A 13121-nucleotide genomic window follows, 5' to 3' on the forward strand; every position below is an offset into this window, starting at 1 on the left:
TGCTGGCTCTTAGGCTGTATGTTATAAAAAATTGTGTGTTCGACCCTTATTAGACGGTATTTGAAGATGGATCTCACAAAGGTAAGGCTCGCTGAGTCAGCGTAGCATTCGCTGACTCATTTCTTGCTTTATACGCTGTTAGGGTGCCAGTCCTGGTATTTTTTCGAATCACTTGCGTCCAAGTTTCATTTCCACTCAGCAGGACGCGTTTCACGTAAAACATCAATAAACAGCTTTAATCTCAATGGATGGCGACCCATTGGGTAAAAACAATTCACCGAAGCAGGATCTGATAACCAGCCTTCGAGACACGGTACCAGGCTACCGGGGTGAGCTCTTTCAAAACCATTTGCCAACCAAGTCGGTAATAGCCCTATTCCCCTACCTTTCGCTATCGCGTCAGCTTGCATCGTTAAGTTGTCACTTTGTAAGCGACTTTCTAAAGCGGGCAGCTCGAAGTTCCCATAGACTGGATGATGCAATGAGAAAGCATCTTGTCGAGCCGCAATAAAATCAATCCAAGCATGGTTGGTCAATTCTTTCGGGTGACTCAGAACCGTGTGTTGAGATAGATACTCTGGTGAGGCATAAGCAGCATAGTGCCAAAGTCCGAGTTGTTCCTTGTGGTAGCCCATTGGCGTAATTTCACCTACCCAGACAATGAGATCCGCATCTATCGTATATTCTCCGTGATGGAACTGACTATGTATTCGGACTTTAATGTCTGGGTGATTCTTCATAAAGATATCAAGTACGCGACTCATCCACCCACGTGTGAGGTTAGGGTGAACGATAAGAGTTATCTCTCCGCTTACTTGATTATTCAGCTCATGAAGCGCTTCTTTCCCTCTCCCCGCGAGATCTAATAACTGTTCAGAGTAAACTGAAAACACTTCACCCGCTTTAGTGAGAGTCAGGCGATTACCTTGTTTAGCAACCAACGCTTGGCCAAGATCTTCTTCAAGTTGAGAGAGCCGTCTACTGAGTGTGGATTTAGGTTGCCCCAATGATTTAGCCGCAGCAGTTAAACTCTTATGCTGGCACAGGGCATGAAACGCACGTACAGCGCTAAGATCTTGCATATACAGCTCCTTATGCATTTAACGGATTTATTGTGAGAATGAGAATTGTTCCATTAATGGTTCGAAGTGTCTCACATATTGATCTATTTCAGAAATAAATTTTGTGAATAATGCCCATATCCAAGTTGATATTGAGAATTATTCACAAGTAGGAGTTATAGATGTTCAGTTGGTCCCACTCTCAAGTTGCAATAGCAGTTTCACTAGGGCTAATTAGCCAGAGTGCAGCTTGGGCCGAAGAAGCTCAAAATAAAGCAGATGAAACTATTGTTGTGACTGCATCAGGTTTCGAACAAACGCTGCAGCGTGCCCCTGCAACCATGTCGGTTATTTCTGCTGAAGATATTGAGAAGAGAGCCTATACCGATATTACCGATGTATTAAAAAATATGTCGGGTGTTCAGGTTATGGGAGGCGGGGTCGAGCAATCCATAATGATTCGTGGCATGGCTTCTAGCTACACTTTATTCCTCATTGATGGTCGACCTGTACAAGGCAATGACGCGTTTGGTCTTAATGGTGCTCAAGCAGGCACTCCGATCAACTTTTTGCCTCCTGTCTCAGAGATAGAACGTATCGAAGTGATTCGTGGCCCCGCGTCAGCACTTTATGGCTCGGATGCGATGGGTGGTGTAATCAACGTTATCACGAAAAAAGTACGTAATGAGTGGGGCGGAAGCGTTTCTACCGAGTACACCAAAGCGGACAGCGCAAACAAAGTGAATGAAGATGCGATGCAAACCAACTTTGTCCTTAATGCGCCCTTGGTGGACGACAAACTATCTCTGCAATTGAGCGGCTCTTTTTTGAATCAGGACGAAAGCCACTTCATTGGCGGCGATGATAGCTATGCATCTGACCCGGAATATAAACGCAAAAACTTTTCATCAAAACTTAACTGGGTGGTTGATGATCAAAACTCAATTGCAGCAGGTTATAGCCGATATGTGCAAGAGCGAACGCACACGCCGGGTATAAGCATTTCTGAAACCGTGACCAACCGTGATGGCAGCGTCAGTGATGCGGAATTGAGTTATAACAAGTCGGTTCGTGATACTTACTTCATTGAGCATGAAGGCCATTACGACGATATGCGCTGGAAATCGTACGTCAATTATGATGACTCTGATAACTCAACCCGTACCAACGAAGTGACGGGTAATGGCATCCAGTTTGACGTACTAACCATCAACTCTCAGCTTAACTGGTTTTGGGATAGCAACACGTTGACCGTCGGTGCAACCTATAAAAATGAGCGTTTAGAAGATGGTGCAACGAACGGCTTGCAACCTCCTGTTATTCCCGTCGCCAATGCCGTGAATAAAATGGAGCGTTACCAGTACTCACTATTTGCAGAAAACGAATGGGCACCGATTGATGACCTTTCCATTGTTCTTAGTGGTCGATTTGACGACAACCAAGATTTCGGCAGCCACTTTAGTCCGAAAGTGTACACCGTATATGGCGTAACCGATGAAGTCGTCATCAAAGGTGGGGTAACATCTGGCTACAAGGCGCCTAGCTTACGTCAAAGTGCGAATGATTTTGGCGCTACGTCTCGCGGCGGAGTGATCATTGGTAACCCTGAGTTAAAACCGGAAACAAGCTTAAACTACGAGATTGGTATTGGTTATGACGATCTTTATGGGTCTGGTTTATCAACGACACTGACGGCTTACATTTCTGAATTTAAAGACAAAATCAATCGTACTGGCCGCGTCTGTGAAGCGAACGTAGAGTGTTATTACAACGGCACATATTACCCTGCCCATCAGTATGGTTACACCGCGTACGAAAACATCGCAGAAGCAGAAATGTCTGGAATTGAGTTCACCCTTGATTACCAATTTACTCAAAACCTGATGTATCGCCACTCATACACTTACACCAAAACTGAGCAGAAAACGGGCGAATATGCGGGCGAACCACTAAACGAAGTCGCCAAACACATGTTCAATGCCTCTTTAGAGTGGCAAGCGACCGATCAACTGCTGCTATGGACGCAAGGAAATTACCGAGGTGAGACCTCTGGTCGCTGGCAAACAGGTACTAGTGGTAGTTCGACGAATGGCCTAACCATCCCAGATTACACCTTCTACGATTTAGGTCTTGTATACAAACCAAAACGCGAACTTAGCCTAAAGGCTGGGGTATACAACGTCTTCAACGAAGAAGTAAACCCAGAAGAAGATGCGGATTATCGATACATCCTGGACGGGCGTAAGTATCACGTATCTGTAGCTTACAGCTTCTGATCTGGAATGTTCGTTCGTGGGGGCACATGTCCCCATGATGGCTTCCCTATTGATACTTTCCCTGAAGAATACCTTTCCCTAACAAATAACTGCGCTGACGCTTCGGATGCGAACTTCAGCCAAGAGATTGATTATGATGAAAATAAAAATAGTGTTGATGGCACTCATCGCCAGTATTTCTCAAGTAACACTGGCATGGGCGTACCCGCTTGATATCGAGCATGCACAAGGTGTCACCAAAATAGAAAAGCAGCCATCGCGAGTCGTCGTCTTTGACCTCGCTTCTTTAGATACCATGGATGCATTAGGAGTCTCCGCAGTTGGAGTACCTGATACGCTCTTCCCGAGTTATTTAAGTCGCTATACCGATAAGCAATTTGCCAAGGTTGGAACGCTTTTTAAACCGGACTTTGCAGCAATAAAAGCGATCAATCCTGATCTTATTATTGTTGCTGCGAGGTCGCGCTCTGCATACCCGGATCTTTCTCAGATAGCACCAACCATTGATTTGAGCATTGACCCGTCCAATTTCGAGGCAGGGGTTAAGCAAAACCTAACAACGTTAGGCGCTATCTTCAACAAAGAGCAACAAGCGAATAAATTGTCCACGGACTTAACTCAATCGCTCAAGTTACTCAAATCCCAAGGCTCTGAGCAAGGCAGCAGTTTAGTACTCTTTACGATAAAAGATAACGTTATGCTTCACGCTCCAGGTGACCGATTCGGAATGTTGTATGACTTGACCGGTCTGTCTGCCGTTGTTGAACCTTCATCAGAACAAAAACTTAAATCGAGACCAAAACCGGGGTCTGAGGAAGCGAAAGCAGCTAAGTTACTGAGAGAGCAAAAACTGAAACAAGCTTTGGAAAACAATCCTGAATGGCTTATTGTCCTTGATCGCGGCGCTGCAACAGGTGGAGAAGGCCAAGCTGAGCAGACGCTAGCGGCACGAGAAGCGATTACACAGACTTCGGCCTGGAAATCTGGCCAGACATACTATTTGAATCCAACCAACTGGTACATCGCGACAGGAGGCTACCAAAGTGTGAGTCTGACTTTAGCAGAGCTGAAATCCCGTTTTACTGAGTAAATTTCCAAGCTAAAGACCTAGCAATTTATTTTAAAAGCCGAGTGTAGTGAATACTCGGCTTTTTTGTTGGTTTTTTGAAGCAGAAAAACGGGAATACAGGCTCCTAGCCTCCTCATTAAAGGCTCTCCGCAACCCGAACGGTGAAGCGAAATATAAAGACTGTAGATAAAAAAAGCGGCCCATCTGGACCGCTTAACAAGGAGAGAATGAACAGGTTTTTTAACGACTATTTTGACTCGATTAACATCGTACCGGAGCCGGTATTTGAGATCGGTGCGTGGTAGCTGCTTTGTAGCACATTCAGCTCACCTTGCAGTGTTCCACGCATGCCAAGCCACATGTTCAGTTCAGGGCCTTGAGCACCACCCTCTTTGATAAGATCAAGGACAGAAAGTTTAGTCAGGCACTCAGGCTCTGCAACTAACTTATCCATACAGTAAAGATCGAACTCTTTATTGATAAACCCTGCTCGCTCGCCGTCCAACTGGTGTGAAAGACCGCCAGTACCAAGCACAACCACTTTAAGATCCTGATCGAAGCTTTCAACTGCCGCAGCAATCTGTTTACCCAAATCGTAACAACGCTTTGGAGAAGGCATTGGATGCTGCTCACAGTTGATACAAACAGGAATAACCTGAACATTGTCGTACGAGTAATTTGGCCATAAAAGCTGCATAGGAACCGTCAGACCGTGGTCGACTTTCATTTCCTGACAAATCGTGATGTCGAATTCATTTTCAACCAAGTGGTTAGAAATATGCCACGCTAAGTCTGGAGACCCCTTCACATCTGGAATCGTTTGAATGCCCCAACCTTCGTCGGCGTTTTCATAACGGTCTGCCACGCCAATCGCGAACGTTGGCTTTTTGTCGATAAAGAATTCAAGACCATGGTCGTTGTAAAACAGAATCGCAACGTCTGGTTTTTCTTCCCCTAACCATTTAAGAATCGGAGGATACGCATCAAACAACGGCTTCCAGTACGGTTCCTGCTGTTGATTGTTCTCTATCGCTTTGCCGATAGCAGGGATATGTGAAGTACCGATACCACCTATAATTTTTGCCATGATTATTTCCCCGCGTCGACTAACATTTGCTTAAATTCTTCAACCGTTTTGCCGGTTTGAATCGCACCAATATCTTGCATATTCAGACCAAGCATTCCAGCAAACTTAGCCAAATAGTAAATACTTCCACCTAGCTTCAGTAAGCCAAGCACATCACGATTTTGAATCGCGACTTTCTGCTCTTCCGTCAGGCCAAACTTGTCGCAGTAAGCCATTTCATCACGCTGAAACTCTTCGCGAGCCGCAGCCGTGTTGAGAGAAAAGCACATCTTATTCAGACCGTAACCTTTACGAGCCATTTCACCGTCAAACAGAACGGTGCCTTCAATTGAGGACTTGTTATCAAGATAAGACATTTTAAACTTCCTCCGGCCAGTACAGTTTCATCGGGTTAGTCACAAGCAGAGCTTGTTGCAACTCTTCCGATGGTGCGATTTTTGGAATCACATCAACAAGATGACCGTCATCTGGTGTGTGTGATTTCATGTTTGGGTGCGGCCAGTCAGTACCCCACAACACACGCTCAGGGAAGCGCTCAACGAGCTCACGAGCGAAAGGAACTACGTCTGAATAGTCTGGTGGAGTAAGTGTCAAACGCTCTGGACAGCTCACTTTCGTCCAGATCTGCGGGTTACTCTCCATCATGTTAATGAACTTCTCGAACTCTTCGCTGTAGACGCCTTTAGAAACATCAGGACGACCCATGTGGTCGATGACAACAGTCATATCAAGTTCCTTCAGGAATGGCGCAACCTCGTCAATATCCTGCGCTTCAAAGTAGACAACGACATGCCAGCCCAGTGGGCGAATTTTTTCTGCAATCTGCTTTAGCGTTTCTTTTGGTGCGGTATCAACAAGACGTTTCACGAAGTTAAAACGTACACCACGAACGCCGGCTTTATCCATCAGTTGCAGCTCTTCGTCAGTGACGGTTTCATCGACAAAAGCAATGCCGCGAGCTAAATCACCAGCGGTGTTGAGCGCATCTACCAAAGCAGCGTTGTCTGTACCATGGCAAGACGCCTGAACAATAACGTTGCGGCTGAAGCCGAGGTAATCTCTTAGTGCGAATAACTGCTCTTTAGAGGCATCACACGGCGTGTACTTACGTTTTGGCGAGTAAGGGAATTTACTTGCTGGGCCAAATACGTGGCAATGGCTATCCACAGCACCTTCCGGCACCTTAAACTCGGGTTTGCTTGGATTAGGGTGAAAAGGTAGATAATCCTTGTCCATGGTCAGTCCTTATATTCTATCTATTTGTATACACGATTCCGTCAAACAACTTACGGGCGGTACGCAAAATTGCTGCAGCTTGGACTTGGTTCTCTTTTACATCCAACACTACGCTCATTTTGCCTATCGGGTGTTCAACGTCTACCGCTAAAGTTTCACTTTGCTCGATTGATGCCAATTTTTGTGCCGGCGAACCCACTAAAATGCACGCACTCGCAACACTTACGGCTCCCAGTACACCTATCGAGGCATGGCAGCGATGAGGGATAAAGGTACGAGTAGAAATAGCGCCGCCATACTGGGCTTTGCTAACCAATGACATTTTAGGTACCGATAATTGGGAAACATCACCGAGGTTCATTAACGGTCCAGCTTGTAGCCGTATTGATTCCAGCTTTTGTTTCAGTTCCGCGTTATTGTCGAGTTGATCTCGGCTTTCATCGCCCGAAATACCGAGATCTTCCGCATTGATGACGACAACAGGCATGCCATTATCAATTAACGTTACTTCAACACCGTCAATCACATCCACGACATTGCCGCTCGGCAGCAGTGCGCCACAAGTTGAACCGGCGGTATCTTCGAACGTAACCGCAATCGGCGCAGCGCTACCAGGAACGCCATCGATTTCACAGTCACCTTCGTAGGTCACTTGTCGATTGGGCGTATTCACGGTGACCGTCACGATTTGATCGGTGTTCTCCATGTAGATTCTTACTGTCGTTTGCTTTTCTTGGGCTTCCACGATGCCTCGCTCTATCGCAAATGGAGCTACACCCGCTAAGATATTGCCACAATTTTGCTTAGTGCTGATCAATGGTTGATCCACAAACACTTGTAAGAAAAGATAATCTACATCCACACCATCTCGTTCAGATGGCGCGACGATCGCAACTTTAGAAGTCAGGGGATCGGCACCGCCAATCCCATCAATTTGACGCTCGTCAGGTGAGCCCATTGCCGCGAGAAGAAAGCTTTCCAGACAAGACTGGTCTGAAGGCAGGTCACTTTTAACAAAGTATGCGCCTTTTGAAGTACCCGCTCTCATCCACATACAAGGGGCTTGGTTAGACATATTTGAGCCCTTTTTCTGCTAAACGCTCACGCATATTATAGATGTCCAGGCCAAGTTCGCCGTTTGCTAAGCGAACACGTTTCGCCTCTTCTCTCTCGATGCGGTCGAGTGCAGCAACAAGTACTTGTTTTGCTTCGTCGCGACGAACAACCACAACACCGTCTTCATCAGCGACCATCACATCACCCGGGTAGACGATTTCTTCTGCGCAGGTCATTGGAACGTTCACAGAACCCAATGTTTCTTTAATAGTACCTTCGCTGAAGATGGCTTTTGACCAAACCGGGAAGTTCATTTCACGCAAATCTCGCGTATCGCGAACGCCGCCTTCGATGATTAGGCCAACCACACCACGCGCTTGGGCTGAAGTAGCCAGTAAATCACCAAAGAAGCCGTGGTTTGATGGCGAAGTTGGCGCGAAGACTAAAAAGTCCCCATCCTGAGCTTGTTCGATAGCTACGTGCATCATCCAGTTGTCACCCGCTGCGCCAGAAATCGTAAGCGCAGAACCAGCAACCGCATCACATTGGAAGATAGGACGCATGTAGTGAGCAAGCAGGCCGCGACGACCTTGAGCTTCATGGATAGTAGCAACGCCACATTTACGCAGACCTTCAATCACGTCTTTGTCTGCACGTTGAATATTCTGAACTACAACATTGTTTTGCATAATATTAATCCTTATGCCTTCAGACGGCTGAATACACGACGAGCGTTGCCTTCAAAAATGAGTGCTTTCTCTTCGTCGTTGACCTTATCGCTTGCGTCGATGTAACGCTTGGTATCATCAAAGTAGTGACCAGTTTCTGGGTCGACACCACGTACTGCACCAATCATCTCAGACGCAAACAGAATGTTTTCCGCAGGAAGAATGTCTAGTAGCAGGTCAATGCCTTTCTGGTGGTATACACAAGTATCGAAGTAGATATTCTTCAAAACTGACTCTTCTAATGGTGGAAGACCCATGTCTTGTGCAATACCGCGGAAACGTCCCCAGTGATAAGGCACTGCGCCACCACCATGAGGAATAATGATTTTCAGCTCAGGGAAATCTTTAAATACATCCGACATCAGAAGCTGTTGGAATGCCGTGGTATCCGCACCCAGGTAATGTGAAGAGGTGGTGTGGAAGCAAGAGTTACACGCCGCAGATACGTGAATCATCGCCGGAACGTCTAGCTCAACCATTTTTTCGTAAAGTGGGTAGAACGCTCGATCACCCAAAGACGCATCTTTCCAGAAGCCGCCCGTAGTATCCGGGTTTAGGTTACAGCCGATGAAGTCCATTTCTTCGACACAACGAACCAATTCAGGTACCGATTTAGAAGGCGTCACACCCGGCGACTGAGGAAGTTGAGCAACAGGTGCGAAGTTGTTAGGAAATAGGTCACACACACGGCGAATCAGGTCATTCTGATGCTCGGTCCAGAAGCGGCTAGTATGCTCATTTCCAATGTGGTGTCCCATCCAACTTGCGCGAGGAGAGAAGATAGTCAAATCGGTTCCGCGCTCTTTTTGCAGACGAAGCTGGTTGTTTTCAATACTTTCGCGAATCTCATCGTCAGAAATACTGATAGTACCTTTGTCTCCAACGTATTTTGGATCTTTTGCTACCGCTGCTTTTTGGCTTTCTCGGTAATCACCGACTTGCGGTGGTGTAGTGGTATAGTGGCCGTGGCAATCGATTATCATCTCATCAATTCCTTCTGTTGTTTTGTTTTTATACTCAAATAACCTCGAGATGCTTAGTTCTGTAAAAATGTCTTGACCGATAAATTCAACCACGACTTGAATCCTGCATCTGGAATTCACTTGTGTATAACTACTATAACGACGGAGATAACAACTCGACTATTTCAATTTATTTTTACGGTATAAGTTTTTGAGATAGATACCTTACTTCTATTGTTAACAAATCGACTTAAAAGCCAATAAATACAAGCATTCAACAAAAATGAATAGGTGTTAGAAAAATATAATTATCAATGGAAAAATGACGTGTGGTAGCCTTATCCTGTCATTAATAGATGGAGTACTTACTATGCAATGCCGTTTATTTGGAAAAAATATAACTCGGTCGAAATCCCCATATTTTCACAACGAGCTTGCCAAGCATTTAAATATTAACTTTAGCTATCAATTAAATAGTATTGATAGCGGGGATATTGAAGAGTTCAAATCTCAAGCAACGGCGTTGTTCGCTTCTGAAATTCAGTCGGCAAATGTCACTTACCCATTTAAAGAAATCGCCATTGAAATAGCGAATAAACTCGACAAATCAGCGCAACGCGTTCAGGCAGCAAACACATTAGTGAAAAAAGGCGATGAAATTATCGCTTACAACACCGACTACTCAGGCTTCATTCAGGCTTACCGAAATTCACGTGAGCAGACACCTGGTCGAGTTGTGCTAGTTGGATGTGGAGGCGTTGGTAAAGCCGTTGCGATGTCACTGGTTGATCTAGGTGCATCAGAGCTGATTTTGTTTGATATGGATGAGAAAAAAGCCCAGGCACTTGCTAATCAACTGTCTGACGAAGACTTACAGGTGACAACGGCAAATAGCGAATCACTTGAGTCTTACGTCAAGCTGGCCAATGGTCTGGTAAACTGCACTCCAGTCGGTCACTACTCGATGCCAGGCACCCCTATTCCAGAAAGCTGGATTGGCTCTCAAGAGTGGGTTTTCGATGCCGTTTATACGCCTGTCGACACTCAATTCCTTCTAGCAGCAAAAGAGAAAAACGTCTCTATTATCAGCGGCTTTGAACTATTTTTCCATCAAGCAACTGACGCATTTTCTCTATTTACTAATACCAAACCAAGCCCTGCCGAGTTAGCAGAGTTCCGTGAATCGCATTTCACTCAGCTATGCTAAGCAAAGGTTCTCATTATGCCTAAGTTACTGTTATTAAACGGCCCAAACCTTAATCTGTTGGGCTCTCGTGAACCTGAGAAGTACGGTCATGAAACGCTAGCGGATGTAGAAGTCCGCTGTCAAAAACTCGCATCAGAATTCGGCTATGACGTCGAATGTCTGCAAAGCAATATTGAAGGTGAGTTAATTAATGCCATCCACAAAGCTGGGGCTGAATACAAAACTGGTGAACTCGCTGGCGTTGTTTTCAACCCAGGCGCTTACACGCATACCTCAATCGCCCTTCACGATGCGATCGCAGGTGTTGGCGTTCCTGTGGTTGAAGTACACATTACCAACGTACACGCGCGCGAATCGTTCCGTCATCACTCTTACATTTCTCCGGTGGCTGCTGGTACCATTATTGGTATGGGCACAAAGGGCTACCAATTGGCGATTAACTATTTGCTAGAAAAATAACATGATAGAAATAACTTCCCGACGTTATTTCAAAGATTAGACAAATAAAAAAAATAGGTGCTTCGATGAAGCACCTATTTTTTATTCTGATTTTTATTTCTAATGTTTAATCATGGTAAGACTGGGATGCCAAGCGAATAAACGCATTGGTTTCGCCATATTTTTTATAGTTTCCAACTCGCTGTAACACTTCAAAGAACAGTCCATTGACTTCTTTTGTGTAGAAATGCAAGAAGCTGCCTGTGTCATCTTCTGTGTATAGGATGTTGTTTTCTTTAAGTTTTGCAATAAACTCGTCACTTAAATCAAACTGAGCTTGAATGTCTAAATAGTAGTTGTTTGGTATCTTCAACTGATAAATTGGCGAAAGGTCTTTTACTGCTGCGAAAATATCATGACATTGAATAGCAATCTGGTTAATGCTCGCCCCATTTGACGCATTTAAAAAACGCTGAGCAGAGGTCTGCTTCGCACTCGTGCTGTTTAACGCAAACTTAATCTTGCCGTTTGGACTGGTAATCGTACGGCTGGTGATCAGACCGTTGATATCTGGCAAGTCGTAGCTCTCTTCCGGAACAAAACCAAAAATTGATTTGTAGAAGAACAAGTTAGACAACAAGGTTTCAGGTGACACCACCTGCCCCATATGGTCGATACGGATTAGGTTGTCATTATAGGCAGCACCATCCGTCAGCGGTTCAAAATCGACGTCATAGAACTTCTCTGCGTGGTTTTGATCAAGCAGATGGATAAGCAGATTACTTGAGCTTTTCAGCGTCGGGATATCCAGTTCATTCTCTTGGCGCGCCTGATAAATCGTCGGGCTATTGTAACGCTTTGCCAGTTCAACTAAGCGGTTTGCGTCCTTCGCTAATACACCCAACGCACAAACAGATTCACCATGCCCTTCTAAGTAACTACTCGCATTACTATTTTTCTCATAGTTGAATACGAAGTTGATATCACCAAGTTGGTAAAGGTCAACATTTTTGCTTTTATGACAATGGGTTTTCTTAAAGCCAAGTGATTCGATGATATCGGTAAACGGGTTGTTTTCACGTTCTTTTACCGCAAATTCCACAAAACTTATATCACTCACTTCAGGCGCTTCGAACGTGTCACTGCTCTGATCTTCAAGCCATTTCAAAGAGCGCACACCATCAATCGCTTTTTCAATTGGAGACGAAGAGCGGAACTCATCATTAAACACTTCATGCGACAAGTAATCGTCGTAACCTTTGTCTTTAAGTGCCTGAACAAACTCAATAATAGGGAAATCACCCTGACCAGGGAAGCAGCGATAATGGCGGCTGTACTGCAGAATGTCCATTTGCATCTTAGGCGCATCAGCCAATTGAACCAGGCCAATTTTTTCAACTGGAATGTCGTTCTTTAACGTGTCCAGCGTGTTACCACGGGCGAACATATGGAATGTATCAAGTACGATACCCAAGTTTGGGTGATCCACTCGCTTAACGATATCCCAGGCGTCATCGTAGTCTGCGATATGACGACCCCAGGCAAGCGCTTCATAGCTTAATTTCATGTCTTCACGTTTAGCCAGTTCTGCCAACGCATGCAGATCTGCAGCGCACTGATTTCTGTCTGGGGAAGCCAGCGGGTGAACGCTACTGCACATCATTAAACGATCAGTACCGAGCTGATGGGCGAGGTCGATCTTACGCTCCATCATCTTGTATTTTTTATCGCGTAACTCAGGTGGTAGCCCTTCCATATCGCGAAACGGTTGCAGCACTAAAATCTCTAACCCCAGACTATCAGCGATACGTTTTACATCGCGAGCGGTGCCTCGGTATTGGGTCAAATCATTCTCGAAAATTTCGATTGCGTGGAAACCCGCCTTAGCCGCTGCATGCATTTTTTGCTCAAGCGTACCGGATAAACAAACGGTGGCAATTGAATACTTCATAAATTAACTCCTAGCCAATCAAAGGCTGATATCTCGTATAGGGAGGCGTT

Annotated in this window: 12 protein-coding genes; 4 read left to right on the top strand and 8 right to left on the bottom strand. The window is 45.3% G+C overall.

The window, feature by feature from the left end:
• Positions 1-185: 185 nt before the first annotated feature.
• Positions 186-1082: a LysR family transcriptional regulator gene (locus VER99_RS16275; RefSeq protein WP_020334246.1), complete on the bottom strand. Its 897-nt coding sequence runs from the start codon at positions 1080-1082 to the stop codon at positions 186-188.
• 161 nt (positions 1083-1243) lie between these two features.
• Here VER99_RS16275 and VER99_RS16280 point away from each other — a divergent pair, with 161 nt between their 5' ends.
• Positions 1244-3337 (top strand): TonB-dependent receptor domain-containing protein, encoded by a 2094-nt coding sequence (locus VER99_RS16280; RefSeq protein WP_020334245.1) that lies wholly within the window; start codon positions 1244-1246, stop codon positions 3335-3337.
• 133 nt (positions 3338-3470) lie between these two features.
• Positions 3471-4427, top strand: coding sequence for a siderophore ABC transporter substrate-binding protein (locus tag VER99_RS16285; RefSeq protein ID WP_020334244.1), 957 nt, complete (start codon positions 3471-3473; stop codon positions 4425-4427).
• A gap of 226 nt (positions 4428-4653) precedes the next feature.
• On the opposite strand, the gene VER99_RS16290 is transcribed toward VER99_RS16285, so the two are convergent.
• From VER99_RS16290 to VER99_RS16315, 6 genes are read right to left on the bottom strand one after another with little or no spacing between them, the layout of a single operon-like run.
• Positions 4654-5493 (bottom strand): class III extradiol dioxygenase family protein, encoded by an 840-nt coding sequence (locus VER99_RS16290; RefSeq protein ID WP_014233888.1) that lies wholly within the window; start codon positions 5491-5493, stop codon positions 4654-4656.
• Between the two features lie 2 nt (positions 5494-5495).
• On the bottom strand, positions 5496-5849 hold the full coding sequence (locus VER99_RS16295) for a protocatechuate 4,5-dioxygenase subunit alpha (RefSeq protein ID WP_014233887.1): 354 nt from the start codon (positions 5847-5849) through the stop codon (positions 5496-5498).
• A gap of 1 nt (position 5850) precedes the next feature.
• On the bottom strand, positions 5851-6729 hold the full coding sequence (locus VER99_RS16300) for an amidohydrolase family protein (RefSeq protein ID WP_020334243.1): 879 nt from the start codon (positions 6727-6729) through the stop codon (positions 5851-5853).
• Between the two features lie 16 nt (positions 6730-6745).
• Positions 6746-7804: a 4-oxalomesaconate tautomerase gene (locus VER99_RS16305; protein ID WP_020334242.1), complete on the bottom strand. Its 1059-nt coding sequence runs from the start codon at positions 7802-7804 to the stop codon at positions 6746-6748.
• The gene (locus VER99_RS16310; protein ID WP_014233884.1) at positions 7797-8474 is read right to left on the bottom strand and encodes a 4-carboxy-4-hydroxy-2-oxoadipate aldolase/oxaloacetate decarboxylase; all 678 of its coding nucleotides are present in this window, start codon (positions 8472-8474) and stop codon (positions 7797-7799) included. The genes VER99_RS16305 and VER99_RS16310 overlap by 8 nt, the downstream gene beginning before the upstream one ends.
• Before the next feature lie 11 nt (positions 8475-8485).
• Positions 8486-9496, bottom strand: a complete 1011-nt coding sequence (locus VER99_RS16315; protein WP_024372799.1) for an amidohydrolase family protein — start codon at positions 9494-9496, stop codon at positions 8486-8488.
• Between the two features lie 349 nt (positions 9497-9845).
• Here VER99_RS16315 and VER99_RS16320 point away from each other — a divergent pair, with 349 nt between their 5' ends.
• Positions 9846-10682: a shikimate dehydrogenase family protein gene (locus tag VER99_RS16320; RefSeq protein WP_020334240.1), complete on the top strand. Its 837-nt coding sequence runs from the start codon at positions 9846-9848 to the stop codon at positions 10680-10682.
• A gap of 15 nt (positions 10683-10697) precedes the next feature.
• Positions 10698-11141, top strand: a complete 444-nt coding sequence (aroQ, locus tag VER99_RS16325; RefSeq protein WP_020334239.1) for a type II 3-dehydroquinate dehydratase — start codon at positions 10698-10700, stop codon at positions 11139-11141.
• A gap of 106 nt (positions 11142-11247) precedes the next feature.
• On the opposite strand, the gene VER99_RS16330 is transcribed toward aroQ, so the two are convergent.
• Positions 11248-13071 (bottom strand): bifunctional sugar phosphate isomerase/epimerase/4-hydroxyphenylpyruvate dioxygenase family protein, encoded by a 1824-nt coding sequence (locus VER99_RS16330; protein WP_020334238.1) that lies wholly within the window; start codon positions 13069-13071, stop codon positions 11248-11250.
• Between the last annotated feature and the right edge of the window lie 50 nt (positions 13072-13121).

Source organism: Vibrio natriegens NBRC 15636 = ATCC 14048 = DSM 759 (genome assembly GCF_035621455.1).
GTDB classification, from domain to species: domain Bacteria; phylum Pseudomonadota; class Gammaproteobacteria; order Enterobacterales; family Vibrionaceae; genus Vibrio; species Vibrio natriegens.